Genomic DNA, 18144 nt, shown 5'->3' on the forward strand with positions numbered 1-18144 from the left:
CGGCCGGCCGTCCCGGCGGGTCTCAGAAGTGCTCCAGCAGTTCGGAGAACCGGTCCAGCCGCAGCACCCGCTCGTCGCCGGGGTCCAGCTCGTCGTGCTCCAGCGCCCAGGTGTGGTCGTTGGGGATGAAGACGGCGTTCAGGCCCGCCTGCCGGGCGGGAAGGATGTCCGACTTCGGGGAGTTGCCGATCATCCAGGTCGTCGCGGGCGCCAGGGCGTGCTCGCGGGCCAGCCACCGATAGACGGCGACGTCTTTTTCGGCCACGATGTGCACGTCGCGAAAGTGGTGGGCCAGCTGTGAGGCCTCCAGTTTGCGCCGCTGCTCCTCCAGGTCGCCCTTGGTGAGCAGGAGCAGCTCGTGGCGCTCGCCGAGCGCGGTGAGCGTCTCGGTGACGCCCGCGACCAACTCCACCCGGCGCTGCAGGAGGGCCAGGGCCAGCTCGTCGATGTGGCGGCGCTCGGCCGCGGTCGCCGGGCGCTCGCGCAGCCGCTCGAAGCACTCGCCGAGACTGCGCAGGAACATCGTGCTGCCATAGCCGTGGGTGACGGCGTTGGCCGCCTGGATGTCGTCGAGGACGGCGCGGATCTGGGCGCGCTCCAGGGTCGGGTGCGCCAGCCAGTCGAGGAAGTCCTCCACGACGCGCTCGAACAGCACGTTGTTCTCCCACAGCGTGTCGTCGGCGTCGAAGATGAGCACCTGCCCCTGGAGTCTCACCCGGTCCTCCCCCGAGAACGTCGTCATCGGCGGTCCTGGCCGCCTTCGGTGTGTCCGCCACCGTGCCCGGACGGTGCCCGGCGCACACGCTACCGCGCCCGCCGGGCCCGGCGCGTCCTGTTTTCGGCCCGCGAGGAGCAAGTCCGCGAGATCCGGCGGTAAAGGATTGACGACCATGACCGACGCCAGGCTGCTGGGCGACGACGAGGCCACGTTCATCGCGGCCAGCTGCGTGAGGACCTGCGCTTCGCGATGCTGCCCGAGCCGGTCACCTTGATCATGACGGCCGAGGACGCGGTGGACGGCTGGTCACACGGGCACCTTCACCGCCGAACGCGCCGGGCAGCCGGTGAACTCATGCGGTCATCAGCCCTCCCGAGCCCTGAAGGGCTCGGGAGGGCTTCGAAGAGCGAGGGCTCTAGGCCAGGGCGCTGCCGCTGCGCCATTCCTTGAACGACAGCTGCCAAAAGCCCCAGCCGTTGTTCCACTCCATCTCGCGGTTGGTGCCCTTGATGGTGATCACGTCGCCGCGCTGGACCTGGTCGTAGAACCACTTGGCCTGGTCGGGGCGGGCGTTGATGCATCCGTGGCTGACGTTCTGGCGCCCCTGGGCCCAGACGTTGTTCAGCGCGTGCACGTACTCGCCGCTGTTGGAGAACCGCACCGCGTGGTTGATCATCAGGTCGTAGTAGCCGGGGTCGCCCTTCTTGCGGCCCGGGGAGATCATGCGTTCGGGGTTGGCCTTGCCCATCGTCAGGTGGACGCCGCTGGTGGTGGTGTACTCGCGGGTGCTGGCGTTGCCGGCGCTGATCAGCATGGTCTGCACGACCTTGCCGTCGCGTTTGACGATCATCTTGTGCTTGCGGGTGTCGATGGTGGAGATCTGGGCCGCGCCGATCTGGATGACCTTGGTCATGTCCTTGACGCCGTACATGTCCTTGCCGCCCTGTACGCCTTTGAGGCGGGCGGTGAAGGTCACCTTCTGGTGGGGTTGCCAGAACTTCGCGGTCCGGTAGATCACGGTGGTGTCGTTGATCCACCGCCATGCGCCCTGGGCCGGTTTTTGTGAGGTGACCTTCAGGGCTTTTTCCACCCCGGCCTTGTTGGCGATCTGCTGGTTGAAGGTGACGATGATCGGCGCCCCCACGCCGACCTTCTCCCCCTTGATCGCCGGGGTCACGTCCGCCACCTCGAGCTCATGCTTGGGCTTGAGCGTTCTGAAGGAGCCGGTGGCGGTGGTGCCGTCGACCGCCCGCGCCGACACGGTGTAGTCGCTGGCCGGTTCCATGGGCGTGGTGGAGACCCATCTGGTGCGTTCGGCGTTGAAGTCGCCTTCCAGCACCCGGTCGCCGCTTTGCACGGTGACCTCCTCCAGCGCGCCGCTGGAGGCGGCGACGACGACCTTCTTGTCGGGGCGTACGGTCTTGCTGCCCTGGGCGGGGCTGATCTTTATCTCGGTCGCGGCCGGAGCGGTGGCGGCCACGGCGCCCGATCCGGCGCCGGGACCGGCGGGATCCTTCGGGCCCGTCCCCGTGGAACAGGCGGTGACCAGCACCGTCGTGGTCGCCAGGGCCACGGTGGCCAGTGGCGTCCTGAGGCGTCGGTGTTGCATGGTCAGCACAATGTCTCTCCCCCACTACAGCAAACTGCTCTTAAAACACTAATAGGAGATGCATGGTGACTCGGCATGGTTGCGGCGGGTTTGGTAACGTTTCGGACTCTTCGTAAAGTCGGAAAAATACCAACCGAGAGTCAGGGGACGGCGAAGTGCCCACGTCACCGGCCCCGAGGTGAAAGCCCTGCTCCGGCGGGGTGGGCGGCCGCAGGTGCGGTTTCCCGCCGTAAACCGTCGCGCGCCGGCCGCATCAACGGCCCTGTGAGGGGCATGGGCAGCAAAGGACCCTCCGGCCTCACGCGCCGGTTTTCCGCCCCGTCCCGACGGCGCGGCGGGAAGATAGTCTGATCGATCCCTCTCCACACGGAAGCCCAGGGTGATGACAAGACCTCCCCCGCTGCGCGACCCCGGCCACGTGCTCACCGCCGCGGCCGGCCTCGACCGTGACATCGGTACCGGTGAGCGCGATCTTTCGCGTCCACCGGGTGAAGAGGTGCTGCGCGCCATCGTGGAGGCCAGCGGCGAGGGGGTCGTGCTGTGCGGCGCCGACGGGGTCGTGGTGATGCTGAACGCCGCCGCGGCCGAGATGGCGCCGGAGATCGTCGTGGGCCGCCCGCTGTGCCAGGGGCCGGCCGCGTCCCTGTTCGAAGGTGAGCACCCCGACGGCGAGAGCCGCGAGAGCGATCACGGGCGGCGCCGGATCCGGGTACGTCGCGAGGTCTTCGGCCTCAGCCACCGGGCCTGGTACCTGCGCGACGTCACCACCGATGCCGCCAGGACCGACGCGTTGCTGGCCGAGCGCCGGCGCACCGACTTCCTCATCGAGGCGGGCCGCAGGCTGTCGGCCTCGCTCAACATGCGCCGCTGCGCCCGCACCGCGATCGAGCTGGCCACCCCGTTCCTGGCCGATGCCGCCATGGTCGTGCTGCCGCCCTCGGGGCGCCGCCACGCCGGCTGGCTCCGCCTGACCAGCACCGACCGGTCCCTGCAGGAGGGCAACGTCGCCATCGCCGACACCGCGCAGGTGCCCGGCCTGGCCGAGGCACTGGCGGGTTTCCCGCCCGTGCCCAGCCGCTGGCTGGATCCGGGGCAGGTGCCCGGCTGGCTGCTGCCCGACAGGTTCGGGGCGGCCGGGCACCTGCTGGTCACCCCGCTGCCCGGCAACGGGGTGCCCGCCGGAGCGCTCGTGCTCGCCCGTCACGAAGACGGGCCGCCCTTCGACGAGGACGCCGAGACCCTGGTGCGGATCTTCGCCGCCCGGGCCGGGGCCGCCATCTCCGCCGCCGCCCTCTATCAGGAGCAAAGCGCCACCAACGCGATCCTCAGCAGCGACCTGCTGCCCCCGCCGCTGCCGGCGCTGGCCGGCGCGGAGCTGGCCGGATCGCTGCGCGCCGCCCGCCAGGCCGGGCTCATCGGCGGCGACTTCTACGACGTCTACCTGCCCGAGCCCGGCGAGTCCGGCGATCCGCTGGTGGTGCTGGGCGACGTCTGCGGCAAGGGCGCCCGCGCCGCCGTCCTGGCCGGGCACATCCGCCACTGCCTGCGCACCCTGCTGCTGCTGGAAGAGCGCCCCGAGCATCTGGTCGCCCTGCTCAACCGCTCCCTGCGGGGCTCGCCCACCCCCAACTCCTACGCCACCCTCGTGCTCGGCGTGCTCAGTGCCGCCCCGGGCGGGCACGTCCGTGTGAACCTGGCGGTCGCCGGGCACCCGGCGCCGCTGATCTTGCGCCTGGACGGCACCGTGCAGGAGTGCGCGGCCCACGGCCCCATGCTCGGCGCGTTCGCCGAGGCCGACCTGGCCTCGGCCGGGGTCGACCTGGCCCCCGGCGAGGTGTGCCTGTTCTACAGCGACGGCATCACCGAGGCCTTCGGCGGCCCCACCGGCAGGGAGATGTACGGCGCCCAGCGGCTGAAGGCCGCCCTGGCCGGCTGCGCGGGCATGCCGGTCGCGGCACTGGTCGAGCGGCTGGAGCAGATCAGCACCGACTGGCTGGGCGGCGACGTCCAAGACGACCGGGCACTGCTGGCGGTGCAGGCGAGGCCGCTCCGATGAGCACCCTGAGCACGACGGACACCCAAGGCGCGGCCACGCCGCAGGGGGCGGGCCCGCACGAGGCCCTCGGCCGGTACCTGGAGCACATCGGGCGCGCCGACGAGTTCGCCGCCATCGACCTGGTGCTCGACCTGCTGGAGCAGGGGGCGGACGCCGAGCGGCTGCTGCTCGATCTCATCGCCCCCGCCCAGCGGCGCGTCGGCGAGTTGTGGGCGGCCAACGAGTGGTCCATCGCCCGCGAGCACGGCGCCACCGCCGTCAGCGAGCGCGCCGTGGCCGCGGTCGCCGCCCGCGTCCGGCCCGAGCCCACCCGCGGGCGCCTCACCGTCGCCTGCGCCGACGGCGAGTACCACGCGCTGCCCACCCGCCTGCTAGCCGAGGTCTTGCGCCTGCGCGGCTGGCGGGTCGACTTCCTGGGCGCCAGCGTGCCGGGCCCGCACCTGATCACCCACCTGCACCAGAGCGGGCCCGACGCGGTCGCGCTGGGCTGCGCATTGGCCACCCGGCTGCCCCGGGCGCACGCCACGCTCACCGCCTGCCAGGCCGTCGGCGTGCCGGTCATGGCCGGCGGGGCCGGCTTCGGCGCCGACGGCCGCTACGCCCGCCTGCTGGGCGCCGACGCCTGGGCGCCCAGCGCCGACGCCGCGGCCGACCTGCTGGAGCGCGGCGACCTGACCGGCCCGCCCCGCCAGGCCGCCGCGCCGGCCCATCTGGCCGACGAGGAGTACACCCATCTGACGCGCCGGCGCGCCGAGCTGCTCACCTGCGCCCTGCAGGCCCTGGCCCGCGCCTACCCGCCGATGGCGGCCTATGACCTGCAGCAGGTCGACGCCACCGCCGCCGACCTGGGCCATCTGCTCGACTTTCTGGCCGCGTCCCTGTACGTCGACGACGCGCAGCTGTTCACCGGCTTCATCGGCTGGACCGGTTCCGTGCTCGCGGCCCGCGGCGTCCCCGCCGAGGCCGTGACGGTGGGATTGCGTGTTTTCCACGACGAGCTGCGAGACTTCCCCCGTGCCCGTCACATGCTGGTCCAGGCAGCCGAGGCGGCACCTGTCCCCGGCCCCGATCAGGAGACCTGACGTTTGATGTTCGACAAGACCCCGTTGCGTACCGAGGTGCGCACCACCGCTCCGGACACCACCCTGCTCGTCCTCAGCGGTGACCTCGACTACGACACGGCCCCTGAGCTCTTCGGTTTCGCGCGAGAGCTGCTGTCGGGACAGATGCGCAACCTCGATCTGGACCTGTCGGGTCTGGAGTTCATCGACTCCTCGGGGGTGGCAGCGCTGATCAACGTCTACAACTCCGCGGGCGAGCACGACATCGCCATGCGCATCGTCGCCCTCACCCCCTACCTGCGCCATCTGCTGCGGGTCACCGCCTTGGACCGGGTCTTCCGGCTTCCCCAGGAGCAGGAGTGAGCGCCGGCGACCGCCACTAGAGCGCCGAGGGCCGCCGAGGGTCTTGGAGAAGGCTTCGGCCGGCGCCGAAGCGGTGCCGGCCGATGATGGGGACATGACACCTGCCATGACGCCGGGCGGGCCGGTGCCGCTGGCCGCGCTGGCCGCCCTGCTCGCCGACGCCACCCGTGCCACGTTCTGCCTGGCCCTGCTGGACGGGCGCGCCTGGAGCGCCGGGGAGCTGGCCGCTCACGCCGGGGTCGCCGCCTCCACCGCCAGCGAGCACCTGTCGCGGCTCGTCGCCGGTGGGCTGCTGGCCGAACAGCGCCGGGGACGCCGGCGCTACGTGCGCCTGGCCGGGCCGCGGGTGGCCCAGCTCATCGAGGATCTGGCCTCCCACGCGGCCCACACCGGCCCCGGGTGCGAACCCCGGCCCGCGACGCTGCGCGCCGTGAGCGCGGCCCGCGCGCTGGCCGAGGCCCGCACCTGTTATGACCACCTGGCCGGGCGGCTCGGCGTGACGATCACCGACGCGCTCACCGCGCGCGGCCTGCTGCGCCAGGACGCCGGGTTCGCGCTCAGCGACGAGGGATTGTCGTGGTTCGCCGTCGAGCTGGGGGCGCCGCTGCCCGGCGGCGGGCGCCGCCCCCAGGCCCGGCCCTGCCTGGACTGGACCGAACGCCGCCCCCATCTGGCCGGCAGCGCCGGGGCCGTGCTGTGCACGACCATGCTGGAGCGCGGCTGGGTCGTCCGCATCGGCTCAGGGCGCGCCGTGGCCGTCACCGGCGCCGGGGGCGAGGCCCTGGAACACCTGCTGGGCCTCACCGCCTGGGCGAGCGCCGCGGCGCCGCGGCCGCAGGAGGTGCTCAGCGCACGCGCAGGCGGTGGGTGAGGCTGGTGTGGCGACGCCCGGCGCCCCGGGTGCGTACCGCCTGGGCGAGCGCGCGGCGCGAGCCGACGATGACGACGAGCCTCTTGGCCCGGGTGATCGCGGTGTAGAGGAGGTTGCGCTGCAGCATCATCCACGCGCTGGTCGACAGCGGGATGACCACCGCCGGGTACTCGCTGCCCTGGGATCGGTGGATCGACACCGCATAGGCGTGGGTCAGCTCGTCCAGCTCGTCGAAGGCGTACTCGACGTTCTCGTCCTCGTCGGTCAGCACGGTCAGCTTGTGCTCGTCGGGCCTGATGTCGACCACCGTGCCCACGGTGCCGTTGAACACCCCCGCCGCGCCTTTCTCGTAGTTGTTGCGCAGCTGGGTGACCTTGTCGCCGACCCGGAAGACCCGCCCGCCGTAGCGGCGCTCGGGCATGCCCTCCCGGAAGGGAGTGAGCGCCTCCTGCAGCGCGTTGTTGAGGTTGCCGGCCCCGGCCGGGCCCCGGTGCATCGGCGACAGGACCTGTACGTCGCGGCGCGGGTTGAGGCCGAACCGGCGCGGGATGCGGTTGGCGACCACGTCGACGGTCAGCGCCGCGATCTCCTCGGGCTCCTCGCAGGGAAACAGGAAGAAGTCGTTCATGCCCTCCAGCGCCGGGGGCAGGCCGGTGTTGATGCGGTGGGCGTTGACGACCACCCCCGACTCCTGGGCCTGGCGGAAGATGTGGGTCAGCCGCACCCGGGGGATCTCCTGCTCGGCGGCGAGCAGGTCGCGCAGCACCTCACCGGCGCCGACCGAGGGCAGCTGGTCGACGTCTCCGACGAAGAGCAGGTGCGTGCCCGGGGCCACGGCCTTGACCAGCTTGTTGGCCAGCAGCAGGTCCAGCATCGAGGCCTCGTCGACCACGACCAGGTCGGCGTCCAGGGGGTTGTCGCGGTCGAAGGTGGCCTCCCCGCCGGGACGCAGCTGCAGCAGCCGGTGCACGGTGGTGGCCTCGTGGCCGGTCAGCTCCGCCAGGCGCTTGGCCGCCCTGCCGGTGGGCGCGGCCAAGATCACCTTGGCCTTCTTGGCGCGGGCCAGGGTGACGATGGAGCGCACGGTGAAGCTCTTGCCGCAGCCGGGGCCGCCAGTCAGCACCGCGACCTTCTCGGTCAGCGCCAGCCGTACCGACTGGGCCTGCTCCTCGGCGAGGTCGGCGCCGGTCTTGGTCCGCAGCCACCTCAGCGCCGCGTCCCAGTCGACGCCGGCGAAGGCGCCCAGCCGATCGTGCTCGCAGGCCAGCAGGGAACGCAGCGCGCCGGCCAGGGACAGCTCGGCGCGGTGGAAAGGCACCAGGTAGACCGCGGGGACGCCGGCATCGCCGACCGGGACCTCCTCGCGGACCACGCCCTCCTCGGCGACCAGCTCCTCCAGGCAGCGGGCGGTGAGCTCGGCGGGAACCTCCAAGATCTTCACCGCGTCGCCGACGAGGTTGGGTGCCGGCAGGTAGCAGTGGCCGTCGTCGGCGGCCTGCGACAGGGTGTAGCGCAGGCCCGCCTTGACGCGCTCGGGGCTGTCGTGCGGGATGCCCACGGCCTGGGCGATGGTGTCGGCGGTCTTGAAACCGATGCCCCACACGTCGTCGGCCAGCCGGTAGGGCTCGCTCTTGACGACGGTGATGGACTTGTCGCCGTACTGCTTGAAGATGCGGACCGCGATGGAGGTGGACACGCCGACCCCCTGCAGGAAGATCATCACCTCTTTGATGATCTTCTGTTCCTCCCAGGCGACGCCGATCATCTTGGTCCGCTTGGGGCCGAGCCCGGGAACCTCCACCAGCCGCTCGGGGGTGGTCTCGATGACCTCCAGGGTGTCGACGCCGAAGTGGTCGACGATCCGCTCGGCCATCTTCGGCCCGATGCCCTTGATCAGCCCGGAGCCCAGATAGCGGCGGATGCCCTGGATGGTGGCGGGCAGCACGGTGGCGTAGGACCACACCTCGAACTGCTTGCCGTACTTGGGGTGGGAGGCCCAGCGCCCGGTCAGCCGCAGCGACTCGCCGGGCTGGGCGCCGAGCAGCGGCCCGACCACGGTCAGCAGATCGGCGCCGGAGCGGTCGGTGGCCACCCGGGCGATGGTGTAGCCCGTCTCCTCGTTGGCGTAGGTGATGCGCTCGAGCACGGCCGAGATCGACACGCCCGCGACTGCCCGTTGCTCCGGCTGCACGCCACCTCCTTCGCGCTGGATCGGCTGGATCCGCTCGCGCAAGTGTAGGACAGCCTTCGCGGCCGGAAGACGCGTGTTTCCCCGTCCTGACCGCCCCCGCGCCGGGCCCGCCGGGAGGAAGCGGTCAGGGGCCCGCCGGATCGATGGGAGAGGCCGGTGGGGCGCGGGGCGGGGTTTCGCGGGTTTCGGCAGGCTCCGTCCGGGGGTGGGCGAGGTGGCTTGCCCGCCGATCCCCGACACGCCGGTGGCCGGCCGCGCCTTTCACGTGCGCGTCGTCGCGGTGTGTGATGAAGTCTTCGCGATCTGCGACGACCTGGTCGCCGAACGGGCCGGTGCTCCGGTAGCCGGTCGCGAAGGAGAGGCACATGCGAAGGACACTCCTGGCCGCCGTGGTGGCGCTGAGCACGATGGCGGGCCCTGCGACAGGAGCCGCGACAGGCCCTGTCGCAGGCCGGGCGGCAGACACTGCGGCAGACACTGCGGCAGACACCACGGCGGGCGCTGCGAGCGGCGGTGCGCCGGGGACGGCCAGGCGCGGCCTCGACGTCATCGGGCTGACCGCCGACCGGCGCCTGGTGGGGTTCGAGATCCGCTCCCCCGGCCGTACCCGCGACCTCGGCAGGGTCCGCGGGCTCGCCGGTGACACCACCCTGGTCGGCATCGACTACCGGGTGCGCGACGGCAGGCTGTACGGCGTCGGCGACCAGGGCGGCGTCTACACGCTCAGCGGGCGCTCCAGGGCGGTCAAGGTCTCGCAGCTGAGCGTGCCGCTGAGCGGCGCCGGCTTCGGCGTCGACTTCGACCCCGCCACCGACCGGCTGCGGGTGATCAGTGACACCGGGCAGAATCTGCGCCACAACCTCGACGATCCGCGGGGCGCTCCGGCGGCGGGACAGAGCGTGGCCGACGATCCGCTGACCCGCCCGCGGCCCGGACCCGAGACCGACGCGCTCACCGCTTCGCAGGCCGGCTCCCCCGGCGGCCCGTCCCTGCCGCCGGCCGTCGCCGCGGTGGCCGCGACCGGCGTCACGGGCGCCGGGTACACCAACAACGACCTCAGCCCGGCCACCGCCACGACACTCTTCGTCGTGGACACCACGGCCGCCCGGGTGTTGCTGCAGTCCCCGGCCGACACGGGCGTGCTGGTGGCGATCGGCAACCTGCGGGTGGCCGCGACCGGTGCGGCGGGCCTGGACGTGCACAGCTCCCTGCGCAACGGCGTCACCGTCTCCAACAGCGCCTTCGCCGCGCTGAGGGTCGGCGGGCGCTACGGGTTCTACGGCATCAACCTGCTCACCGGCGCCGTCAACTACAACTACGGCCTCTTTCCCGCCGGCCGGCAGGTGTTCGACATCGCCATCCGGCCCGACCGCGGCTGACCGCGGCCGGCGGCCGTTTCCCGGGATGTGCGGGAACGGCCGCCGACGGGTCTGGTCAGGGGGTCACGACGGCGAGTTGCGAGACGTAGTCTTCGGTGATCCAGAGGTTGTCGTCGGAGCCGCTGGTGATGTCGAACGGTCCGGCGACGAGGGTCGGCATCGCGTACTCGTTGATGATCCCGGACGTGGTGGAGTAGGCGACGTTGTTGGCGCTCTGCTCGACGAACCACAGGTTGTCGTCGGGCCCGACGGTGATGCCCCACGGGAAACTGTCGGGGTCGGAGAGCGTGTACTCGGTGAAGGTGCCCGAGGTGTCGACGTTGCTGAGTTTGCCGTTGGCGTCGGTGTACCACAGGTTGCCGTCAGGGCCGGCGGTGATGCCGATGGGCAGCGCGCCGGAGGACGGGATGGCGAACTCGGTGATCGAGCCGCTCGTGGTGATCTGCCCGATGCTTGCGGCGAGCGTTTCGGTGAACCACAGGTTGCCGTCAGGACCCGCGGTGATGCGCATCGGATAGGCGCCGCCGGTGGGAAGGGAGTACTCGGTGATGGTCCCGGAGGTGGTGATGCGCCCGATCTTGTTGGCGTGGGTCTCGACGAACCACAGGGCGCCGTCGGATCCGGTGGTGATGCCCCAGGGGTAGGCGTCGCCGGTGGGAAGGGAGTACTCGGTGATGGTCCCGGAGGTGGTGATGCGCCCGATCTTGTTGCCGACCGCCTCGGTGAACCAGAGCGCGCCGTCGGGGCCGGTGGTGATGTGCGCCGGCTCGGAGTCGTCGGTGGGCAGGGTGTACTCGGTGAACAGGCCGCCCGGCGTGACCTTCCCGATCTTGTTGGCGTAGTTCTCGGTGAACCATATGTTGTCGTCGGGGCCACTTGTGATCCCGACGGGGGCCGAGGGGTCGGTCGGTATCGACAGCTCGCTGATCGACGGTGCCTGCAGGGCCTCGGCTGCGAGCCTGTTCGCCCGGGGAGAGCGGGGCGCGGGCGGGAAGTGGCACTTGATGCGCCGGTGCTGTGGCATCTGCTTGAGCTTGAGGCAGATCTTCACCCAGGGGCGCGGAGGAGACGGCGGGTGGGGTGGTGTGGCGGCCGCGGATACGGCCGCGGGGGCGCTCGTGGCCATGGCCAGAGCCATGGCCACGAGCGGGTATCCAAGGCGGGTCGAGAGGCGCATGACATCCTTTCCAGAAGGAAAAAAGGGAACGTGCGCCGGGCGCGGTTCGGCGAATCGGCGCCATGGCATCGGGCCGTCGGAGGGAATTCGCGCCATCGGTGCGAAAACCCCGATGGCCCGGTCTGGGTGACGTTGTTCGCTCCGCGCCCGGCTCCGGCGATCTCAATATCTCCCACGGTCGCCGATCGCCTTCGGTCATCTTTGTTCGTGGCTGGTCATGGAAACGCCAACTCATCGGCAGGCTGTCCGGAGACGTGACGTGCGGCGTTTTGCGAGTTTCCCGAAAAAGCCGGATGCGAGGCGGGGGGCGGCCGTGCCGGGGCGAAGGAGGTTTTCTCAGGCGACCGAGTGCATGATGGTGCCGGTGTAGACGCCCGCGATGGCGGTACTCGGGATGGCGACGATGATCGTCGGCCGCCAGCTCGTGGACTGGGTGATCCCTCCCACCTTGCGTCCGGAGAACGCGGTCGCCGGTGCCGACAGGGCGACCGCCTGGGCGGCGGTGCTCTGCCCGGGCGCGCGGGTGCCGGCGCCCGACTGGGCGGTGGCAGTGCCCGACCAGTACGAGACGTTGCTCTTCGTGATGGTCGCGGTCCCGCTGGTGAAGTCGGTGGCCGAGACGGTGGCCGTCCAGGGCGGATCGCCCCCCCGGGAGTCGAGCACGGTCACCGTCCCCAGGGAGGCGGTGATCGAGGCCCCGCGGGTGCCGGTGCCGATGCCGGCCGAGGCGGGCACGGTGATCGTCAGAGGGTCGGCGCGCCAGGCGACGGTGGCGCTCGCCGCGAGGCGACAGGCCGAAGAGCCCGAGGCGGCGGGTACGCCGAGGGAGAGCAGCATGATGAGCGAGGCCGTCACCGGCACGAGTGTTCGCGCGACGCTACGGCCGCCACGGCTCATCCCCATATCGATTCCTCGTACATCCCTCGCGGGCGATGCGGGCAGGACGGTTCTTTCCATGGGTTGAAAGATCGATGGCAGCTTAGTCACATGATCCACTGCGCGTCCTGCAGCGGCGTCCGTGGACGGCAAATCCGAGGCAAAGACCGTCACGGGCCATGGCATGCGTCGTCCTCCCCCGGGCCGTGCGAACACGCCGCCGGGTTCCCCTGCCGCCGGTGCGCGGGAGGCCGGATCACAGGGCGGGCAGGCGGCCTTGACTGACGGGGCCGCGCACCACCGCCGAACCGGGCCTCGTGCCTGCGTCGTCGCGGACCGGGGCCGCGCGCGTTCTGCCCGGCGCCCCGCCCACCCCCATGACGGCCGGTCATCAAATGATCGTCAAAAGTGCCCAAGTGTCTTCTCAGACAAGTCTCCACAGGGGGGTCACTACGGAGAATGTGCGCATGTAGAAACCGTCCGCAGAACCAGGACGGGCGTTCGATGAGGGGGATCACCCAATGTCCAAGAGCCGTCTCGGCATCGTCTTGATAGGTGCCGCCAGTGTCACGGCGGCCATGATGATGGCCTCGCCTACGCAGGCCGTTACCTGCCCCGCGTCGACCACCTGCTCCACCACGGTGAACTTCACCGTCACCGCCCCGGACGGGCTGACGATCACCGTGCCGGAGAGCCCGGTCAACATCGGAGGCTCCACGCCGGCCGGCCAGATCAGCGGTCCACTCGGTACCGTCACGGTCACCGACCAGCGTGCCGCGCTCACCGCCACCTGGGTGGCGTCGGTGGTCGCCGCGACGGGAGGCTTCACGACGGGAGGCGGCACCGCCGCCGAAACCATCCCCAACACGGCAGTTCTCTACTGGTCCGGCGCGGCGACCACCACCGGTACGGGAACCTTCGTCCCCGGCCAGGCCAACGCCGCCGCCGCGCAGTCGCTCGACATCTCGCGCACCGCCTTCAGCAAGACGAGCGGCTCCGGTGACAACTCCGCCGCCTGGAACCCGACCATCGTGGTCAACGTCCCGGCCCAAGCGGTGGCGGGCACCTACACCGGCACGGTGAACCACTCCGTCGCCTGACGCGCATGGCCATCTCACCGTTCACCCGGCTCGTCTCCGCGGCGCTGCTCGCGCACACGATGATCGGCGCTCCGGCGGCCGTCGCGGACCCGGGCCGGGGCGAGGCGCGTCCCACCGGGAAGAACAGCATCGGCATCAGGTTGCTGGAGATTCCCGCCAACCGGACGGACGACCCGCGCTCGCACGTCTTCATCGTCGACCACGTCAACCCCGGTACCACCTTCAGCCGGCGCGTCGAGGTCCACAACGCCTCGAACAAGCCCCAGCACCTGCAGTTGTACGCGGCCGGAGCCGACATCAGCCACGGCCGCTTCACCTTCGCGCCGGAACGGACCGGGAACGAGCTGAGCTCGTGGATCGGGCTCAACCGTCCCAGCATCCTCCTGCCTCCGCACGAGAGGGCCTCGGTGCGGGCCGTTGTCGCCGTACCGAAATGGGCTTCCGAAGGCGAGCGGTACGCCGTCATCTGGGCGGAGGTCTCCACCGCCGGAGGGGAGGACCAAGAGGGCATCACCCTCGTCAACCGCGTCGGGATCCGCACCTATCTCGACGTCGGCCCCGGCGGAGAGCCGCCGACGGACTTCAGCATCGGCGAGCTCGTGCCACAGCGGACCGAGGACGGGCAGCCGAGAATCCAGGCCCTCGTCGCCAACACCGGCCGACGCGCCATCGACCTCGAAGGCCGGCTGTCGCTGTCGGAGGGGCCGAGCTCGCTGAGCGCCGGCCCCTTCCCGATCGACCGCGGCACCACCTTGGCCCCCGGCCAGCAGGGAACCGTGATCGCCCTGCTCGGGAAGGACCTCCCCGACGGGCCGTGGAAGTTCAGCCTCACCCTCAACAGCGGCCGGGTGAACCGCACGCAGACCGGAACGCTGACCTTCCCACACAAGCCAGGAACGTTCGGGCTGGCTGCGTCCGTCGACTCCTCGCTGCCCCTGATCCTCGCGTTCGTCGGCGGGGTGGCCTTCATCGCCGCGTTGGTCCTGCTCGTCGGCTTGCGCCGTTCCCGCACGCGCCGGAAGGACCCGGCGGCACCTCACCTCAGCAATGACCTCGCCTAACGGGAGTCACCGGTTCTGCTGTTCGGGCAGGCTCGGTGCCTGGTAGCCGCTGGTGAGTGAGCACTTTCCTCGCCTGGACCTTGAGTCCCAGGGGCAGATCGTGCCCTCACCGGTGGTCAGGGGTCTTGATCGCTGATGGGATGTCGTGCCCGCCGACCGCATGGCGTGAGCACTTGCCCATGAGGTCGCCGACCGGCTCCTGCAGGCTGCTGGAACCGTTGCCGAGCTCAGGCCGCCCGGTACCGGGAGATCTGACCGGGCCAAAGGATTCGCCGGCCGACACGTCATGTACGGTCATCTGTGACCTCATCCCCCCTTCCCTCCACCGGCGAGGCCGATGCCCTCCCTTGACGCCGTCCAGTGGGTGATCCTGCTGGCCGCCCTGTTCCTGGTGGGCTTCTCCAAAACCGGTGTCTCCGGTGCCGGGACGGTGGCGATCGCCCTGTTCGCGCTCGTGCTGCCGACCAAGCAGTCCACGGGCACGCTGCTGCCGCTTCTGCTCGTCGGCGACCTGGTCGCCGTGGCCTCCTACCGGCGTCACGCCGACTGGCCGAGGCTGATCAGGTTGTTCCCATGGGTCGCCCTGGGCGTGGTCGCCGGGGCCGTGGTGGTGCGCTGGGTCGACGACGCGCAGATGAGACGGCTCATCGGGGCGATCCTGCTGGTGATCATCGCGGTGCACCTGTGGAACCGGCGCCGGGCGCCGCAGGACTCACTCGCCCACCGCCGCCCGGTGGCCGCCCTGGCGGGCGTGTTCGCGGGTTTCGCCACCATGACGGCGAACGCGGCCGGCCCCATCATGGCCGTCTACCTTCTGGCGGCGGGCCTGCCGATGCTGGGCTTTTTGGGCACCAGCGCCTGGTTCTTCCTGACGATCAACGCCTTCAAGGTGCCCTTCAGCGTCGCGCTGGGTCTCATCACCCCCTCCGGCCTCGTCTTCGCCGCGCTGGGCACCCCGGCCGTCCTGGCCGGGGCCGCGATCGGGCGCGCGGTCATCAGCCGCATCGACCGCACCCTCTTTGAGTGGATCACGCTGGGGCTCACGCTGCTGGCCGCGGTACGCCTACTGCTGTGAGGCGGTGTCGGCTTCGAGCCGGGTGAGGAAGTGGCCGAAGCCGTCCGGCGCCCGCGGGTCGCGGCGCGCCGAGGTCACCACGCTCACCCCGGTGGTGCGCAGAACCCGCCGACCGGCCGACTCCAGGGCGCCGACCAGGGCGTGGTCCTCACCGGTCGCCACCGGGCCGAACCCGCCGACGGCCAGGTAGGCGGCGGCGGTGACGCCGAGGTTGGCCCACTCCACCAATCTCGGGCTGACGCGGATGGCCGAAGCAGCGGTCGGGGAGAGCTGGCCATGGGCGCGCCGCCGCCCGTACGAGGGTGAAGTCGAGATACCGGTGGGTAGTGCTCGAGCCCAGCCGAGTACGCCGTGCCGAGTCCGGAACGCGAGCACCACCTGCGGACGCAGATCGCGCACCGATTAGGTTTCCGCGCCGCGCCCGTCTGTAGGTGTGAGATCGACTCACGGGAGGCTGCACGATGCGGAAACTGATCTTCGGCATGAACCTGAGCCTGGACGGCTACATCGCCGCGCCCGGCGACGACCTCGGCTGGAGCGTACCGAGCGACGAGCTGTTCCAGTGGTGGTCCGACCGGGTGGGGGCGACCGGCCTGGCGCTGTACGGACGCAGACTGTGGGAGACGATGAGCTCACACTGGCCGACCGCCGACCAGCAGCCCGGCGCCACACCGGCGCAGATCGAGTACGCCCGCCGCTGGCGGGACATGCCGAAGGTGGTGTTCTCCTCGACGACCGGCACGGTCGACTGGAACACCCGCCTGGTCACCGGCGACGCGGTCACCGAGATCACCCGGCTCAAGGCCGAAGACGGCGCCCCCATGGACATCGGCGGCGCCACACTTGCCGCGGCGGCCATGCGGGCCGGGCTGATCGACGAGTACGTGCTGGTCATCCAACCGGTCCTGGTGGGCGGTGGCACGCCGTTCTTCACGGCCCTGGACAGCTGGGTGAACCTGAACCTGGTGGAGACGCGGACGTTTCCCGGCGGCGTGGTACTGACCCGATACGAGACGAAGCGATGAGCACGGGCCAGATGCCCGGCTCGTGAGGCCAGGTCCCGGGTTCACGAGGCCAGGTCGAAATCCTTCCTGGCGTGCTCACCGTGACCCTCGGCTATGAGGGAACCTTCCCCGGACCCTTCCTCGCGTTCCGAGTGGGCTGTCGACCGACGTGCTGGAGAGGAGGGCGACGGCGTCGTTGATCGTGACGATGATCTTCGGGCATGAAGACGCCCCGCCGGCGACGCCGGCGGGGCGGTGGTGTTCGCGTTGCCGCGTTGGTGTTCAGCCGGTCGGGGCGCTCATTTCGCGGTGACTTCGGTGACGGCGGCCCGTGCGCCGGACTCGTCGACGATGGGGACTCGTCTGATCACAGTGTCGGGGGCAGGCTCAGCCATGGTTTGTCGGCGGCGTCGAATCCGGTGAGCTCGGCGATCTTCCCGTCGACGATGCGCAGGACCGCGATGGCAAATGGCCGATACCCCGGGTCGCCGGGGGCGCGCAGGTACAGCGCGGCGGCAGGCATGCGGTTGACCGTCGTGGTGATACCGCGCCAGTCGTCGTAGCCGCGCTGGAAGAGCCCACCGGAGACCCAGCCGTCCACCGCGTCCTCGGCCGTCATGGTCAAGGTGACCGGCTCGGGCAGCATCGCGAAGCGCAGGTCGTCGCGCAGCAGGGACATCAGCCCGTCGAGGTCATTGCGCTCATGGGCGTCGATGTACGACTTCACCACACCGCGCTCGTCATCCGACAGCTCGTGGATGGCGGGGCTCCGCCAGTCGAGGCGGCGGCCGGGCAGCTGCTCGCGCATCGTCACACGGGCCCGCTGCAGTGCGCTGGTCACCGATGCGACGGTCAACTCAAGGGCGTCGGCGGCCTTCGACGCCGGCCAGCCGAGGACGTCGCGCACAATGAACACCGCCCGCTGCCGCGGCGGCAGGTGCTGGACGGCGACGATGAACGCCAGCTCGATCGTCTCCCGCGCCACCACCGACTCCTGCGGGTCCTCGGGGAGCATCCGGTCGGGGTAGGGCTGCAGGTACCGCACCTCGGAGCCGGGGTCCGGCAGCTCGGACGGCACGGGTGTGCGGTCGTTGCGCTTCTCCAGGAAGTCGAGGCAGGCGTTCGTCGCGATCCGGTACAGCCAGGTCCGCAGGGCCGCGTGGCCCCTGAACGACTCGCGCTTGTTCCACGCTCGCAGGAACGTCTCCTGCGTCATGTCCTGGGCGTCCTCGTAGTTCGCGAGCATCCGGTAGCAGTGCACCTGCAGCTCACGCCGGTGGGGCTCGGTCACGAGCGCGAACCGCGCGGTATCCTCCGCGCGGATGGCCGCGATGAACGTGGCCTCGTCGTCGCCCAGCAGCCTGGCGTCGGTCATGGTCGTCAATCCTTCCGCGGGTGACAAGGGATTACCAGAACTGACGATGTGGCGGAGGATTTCTGATCGGTGAAGCCGCTGACACCGCACCGCCGGTCGGGCCGGATGGGCCGGGGTCGATCCAGGGGAGGTGTTCGGGTCGGGCACACCTCGACGTCGAGGTGGGGTCCCCGTAGTACTGGCGAAAAGATCGGGTGGATATGGCTGGTCCGGCTGGAACAACCGCAC

General features: G+C 70.9%; 17 protein-coding genes. 9 read left to right on the top strand and 8 right to left on the bottom strand.

Annotation, left to right across the window (positions count from 1 at the left end; translation table 11 throughout):
* Nucleotides 1-22 precede the first annotated feature (22 nt).
* Together ACFY3D_RS30985 and ACFY3D_RS30990 are read right to left on the bottom strand one after the other, a co-directional pair.
* Nucleotides 23-742: an HAD family hydrolase gene (locus tag ACFY3D_RS30985; protein WP_389985823.1), complete on the bottom strand. Its 720-nt coding sequence runs from the start codon at nucleotides 740-742 to the stop codon at nucleotides 23-25.
* Nucleotides 743-1133: 391 nt separating this feature from the next.
* Nucleotides 1134-2327 (bottom strand): Ig-like domain-containing protein, encoded by a 1194-nt coding sequence (locus ACFY3D_RS30990; protein WP_362904210.1) that lies wholly within the window; start codon nucleotides 2325-2327, stop codon nucleotides 1134-1136.
* Nucleotides 2328-2709: 382 nt separating this feature from the next.
* Between ACFY3D_RS30990 and ACFY3D_RS30995 the strand changes: the two genes are divergently transcribed.
* From ACFY3D_RS30995 to ACFY3D_RS31010, 4 genes are all read left to right on the top strand, one after another.
* Nucleotides 2710-4383 carry a SpoIIE family protein phosphatase gene (locus tag ACFY3D_RS30995; protein WP_389985827.1) on the top strand — a complete coding sequence of 558 codons (1674 nt, stop codon included), beginning with the start codon at nucleotides 2710-2712 and terminating at the stop codon, nucleotides 4381-4383.
* Nucleotides 4380-5465 carry a B12-binding domain-containing protein gene (locus tag ACFY3D_RS31000; RefSeq protein WP_389985830.1) on the top strand — a complete coding sequence of 362 codons (1086 nt, stop codon included), beginning with the start codon at nucleotides 4380-4382 and terminating at the stop codon, nucleotides 5463-5465. The genes ACFY3D_RS30995 and ACFY3D_RS31000 overlap by 4 nt, the downstream gene beginning before the upstream one ends.
* A gap of 6 nt (nucleotides 5466-5471) precedes the next feature.
* Nucleotides 5472-5807 carry an STAS domain-containing protein gene (locus tag ACFY3D_RS31005; protein ID WP_389985833.1) on the top strand — a complete coding sequence of 112 codons (336 nt, stop codon included), beginning with the start codon at nucleotides 5472-5474 and terminating at the stop codon, nucleotides 5805-5807.
* A 94-nt stretch (nucleotides 5808-5901) separates the two neighbouring features.
* Nucleotides 5902-6678: an ArsR/SmtB family transcription factor gene (locus ACFY3D_RS31010; RefSeq protein WP_389985836.1), complete on the top strand. Its 777-nt coding sequence runs from the start codon at nucleotides 5902-5904 to the stop codon at nucleotides 6676-6678.
* On the opposite strand, the gene ACFY3D_RS31015 is transcribed toward ACFY3D_RS31010, so the two are convergent.
* On the bottom strand, nucleotides 6653-8869 hold the full coding sequence (locus ACFY3D_RS31015) for an ATP-dependent RecD-like DNA helicase (RefSeq protein ID WP_389985839.1): 2217 nt from the start codon (nucleotides 8867-8869) through the stop codon (nucleotides 6653-6655). The two genes, ACFY3D_RS31010 and ACFY3D_RS31015, sit on opposite strands and share 26 nt — an antisense overlap.
* Before the next feature lie 365 nt (nucleotides 8870-9234).
* On the opposite strand from ACFY3D_RS31015, the gene ACFY3D_RS31020 reads away from it, so the two are divergent.
* Nucleotides 9235-10248, top strand: coding sequence for a DUF4394 domain-containing protein (locus ACFY3D_RS31020; protein ID WP_389985842.1), 1014 nt, complete (start codon nucleotides 9235-9237; stop codon nucleotides 10246-10248).
* A 55-nt stretch (nucleotides 10249-10303) separates the two neighbouring features.
* Here the strand turns inward: ACFY3D_RS31020 and ACFY3D_RS31025 are convergent, their stop codons facing one another.
* Together ACFY3D_RS31025 and ACFY3D_RS31030 are read right to left on the bottom strand one after the other, a co-directional pair.
* Nucleotides 10304-11425, bottom strand: a complete 1122-nt coding sequence (locus tag ACFY3D_RS31025) for a virginiamycin B lyase (protein ID WP_389985845.1) — start codon at nucleotides 11423-11425, stop codon at nucleotides 10304-10306.
* A 336-nt stretch (nucleotides 11426-11761) separates the two neighbouring features.
* A complete protein-coding gene (locus ACFY3D_RS31030) occupies nucleotides 11762-12328 on the bottom strand; it encodes a hypothetical protein (RefSeq protein WP_389985848.1) in 567 nt (188 codons plus the stop codon).
* A 494-nt stretch (nucleotides 12329-12822) separates the two neighbouring features.
* Between ACFY3D_RS31030 and ACFY3D_RS31035 the strand changes: the two genes are divergently transcribed.
* Complete coding sequence (locus tag ACFY3D_RS31035) at nucleotides 12823-13401, top strand: hypothetical protein (protein WP_389985851.1); 579 nt, start codon at nucleotides 12823-12825, stop codon at nucleotides 13399-13401.
* Nucleotides 13402-13406: 5 nt separating this feature from the next.
* Complete coding sequence (locus tag ACFY3D_RS31040) at nucleotides 13407-14462, top strand: hypothetical protein (RefSeq protein ID WP_389985854.1); 1056 nt, start codon at nucleotides 13407-13409, stop codon at nucleotides 14460-14462.
* Nucleotides 14463-14568: 106 nt separating this feature from the next.
* Here ACFY3D_RS31040 and ACFY3D_RS31045 read toward each other — a convergent pair whose 3' ends face one another.
* Complete coding sequence (locus ACFY3D_RS31045) at nucleotides 14569-14760, bottom strand: hypothetical protein (protein WP_389985857.1); 192 nt, start codon at nucleotides 14758-14760, stop codon at nucleotides 14569-14571.
* Nucleotides 14761-14799: 39 nt separating this feature from the next.
* On the opposite strand from ACFY3D_RS31045, the gene ACFY3D_RS31050 reads away from it, so the two are divergent.
* Nucleotides 14800-15537 (top strand): sulfite exporter TauE/SafE family protein, encoded by a 738-nt coding sequence (locus ACFY3D_RS31050; RefSeq protein ID WP_389985860.1) that lies wholly within the window; start codon nucleotides 14800-14802, stop codon nucleotides 15535-15537.
* On the opposite strand, the gene ACFY3D_RS31055 is transcribed toward ACFY3D_RS31050, so the two are convergent.
* Nucleotides 15526-15762 carry a hypothetical protein gene (locus ACFY3D_RS31055; RefSeq protein ID WP_389985863.1) on the bottom strand — a complete coding sequence of 79 codons (237 nt, stop codon included), beginning with the start codon at nucleotides 15760-15762 and terminating at the stop codon, nucleotides 15526-15528. The genes ACFY3D_RS31050 and ACFY3D_RS31055 overlap by 12 nt on opposite strands.
* Before the next feature lie 236 nt (nucleotides 15763-15998).
* Here ACFY3D_RS31055 and ACFY3D_RS31060 point away from each other — a divergent pair, with 236 nt between their 5' ends.
* Nucleotides 15999-16562, top strand: coding sequence for a dihydrofolate reductase family protein (locus ACFY3D_RS31060; protein WP_389985866.1), 564 nt, complete (start codon nucleotides 15999-16001; stop codon nucleotides 16560-16562).
* 346 nt (nucleotides 16563-16908) lie between these two features.
* Here the strand turns inward: ACFY3D_RS31060 and ACFY3D_RS31065 are convergent, their stop codons facing one another.
* On the bottom strand, nucleotides 16909-17916 hold the full coding sequence (locus ACFY3D_RS31065) for an RNA polymerase subunit sigma-70 (protein ID WP_389985869.1): 1008 nt from the start codon (nucleotides 17914-17916) through the stop codon (nucleotides 16909-16911).
* Between the last annotated feature and the right edge of the window lie 228 nt (nucleotides 17917-18144).

Origin of the sequence: Streptosporangium sp. NPDC000509 (assembly GCF_042898365.1) — a bacterium.
Taxonomy (GTDB): domain Bacteria; phylum Actinomycetota; class Actinomycetes; order Streptosporangiales; family Streptosporangiaceae; genus Streptosporangium.

Bases quoted from the DNA above. Each gene is read 5' to 3' on its own strand.
- ACFY3D_RS31010 (WP_389985836.1), top strand. From the start codon at position 5,902: ATGACACCTGCCATGACGCCGGGCGGGCCGGTGCCGCTGGCCGCGCTG.
- ACFY3D_RS31060 (WP_389985866.1), top strand. From the start codon at position 15,999: ATGCGGAAACTGATCTTCGGCATGAACCTGAGCCTGGACGGCTACATC.
- ACFY3D_RS31040 (WP_389985854.1), top strand. From the start codon at position 13,407: ATGGCCATCTCACCGTTCACCCGGCTCGTCTCCGCGGCGCTGCTCGCG.
- ACFY3D_RS30995 (WP_389985827.1), top strand. From the start codon at position 2,710: ATGACAAGACCTCCCCCGCTGCGCGACCCCGGCCACGTGCTCACCGCC.
- ACFY3D_RS30990 (WP_362904210.1), bottom strand. From the start codon at position 2,327: ATGCAACACCGACGCCTCAGGACGCCACTGGCCACCGTGGCCCTGGCG.
- ACFY3D_RS30985 (WP_389985823.1), bottom strand. From the start codon at position 742: ATGACGACGTTCTCGGGGGAGGACCGGGTGAGACTCCAGGGGCAGGTG.
- ACFY3D_RS31000 (WP_389985830.1), top strand. From the start codon at position 4,380: ATGAGCACCCTGAGCACGACGGACACCCAAGGCGCGGCCACGCCGCAG.
- ACFY3D_RS31050 (WP_389985860.1), top strand. From the start codon at position 14,800: ATGCCCTCCCTTGACGCCGTCCAGTGGGTGATCCTGCTGGCCGCCCTG.
- ACFY3D_RS31025 (WP_389985845.1), bottom strand. From the start codon at position 11,425: ATGCGCCTCTCGACCCGCCTTGGATACCCGCTCGTGGCCATGGCTCTG.
- ACFY3D_RS31045 (WP_389985857.1), bottom strand. From the start codon at position 14,760: ATGACCGTACATGACGTGTCGGCCGGCGAATCCTTTGGCCCGGTCAGA.
- ACFY3D_RS31030 (WP_389985848.1), bottom strand. From the start codon at position 12,328: ATGGGGATGAGCCGTGGCGGCCGTAGCGTCGCGCGAACACTCGTGCCG.
- ACFY3D_RS31005 (WP_389985833.1), top strand. From the start codon at position 5,472: ATGTTCGACAAGACCCCGTTGCGTACCGAGGTGCGCACCACCGCTCCG.
- ACFY3D_RS31035 (WP_389985851.1), top strand. From the start codon at position 12,823: ATGTCCAAGAGCCGTCTCGGCATCGTCTTGATAGGTGCCGCCAGTGTC.
- ACFY3D_RS31065 (WP_389985869.1), bottom strand. From the start codon at position 17,916: ATGACCGACGCCAGGCTGCTGGGCGACGACGAGGCCACGTTCATCGCG.
- ACFY3D_RS31020 (WP_389985842.1), top strand. From the start codon at position 9,235: ATGCGAAGGACACTCCTGGCCGCCGTGGTGGCGCTGAGCACGATGGCG.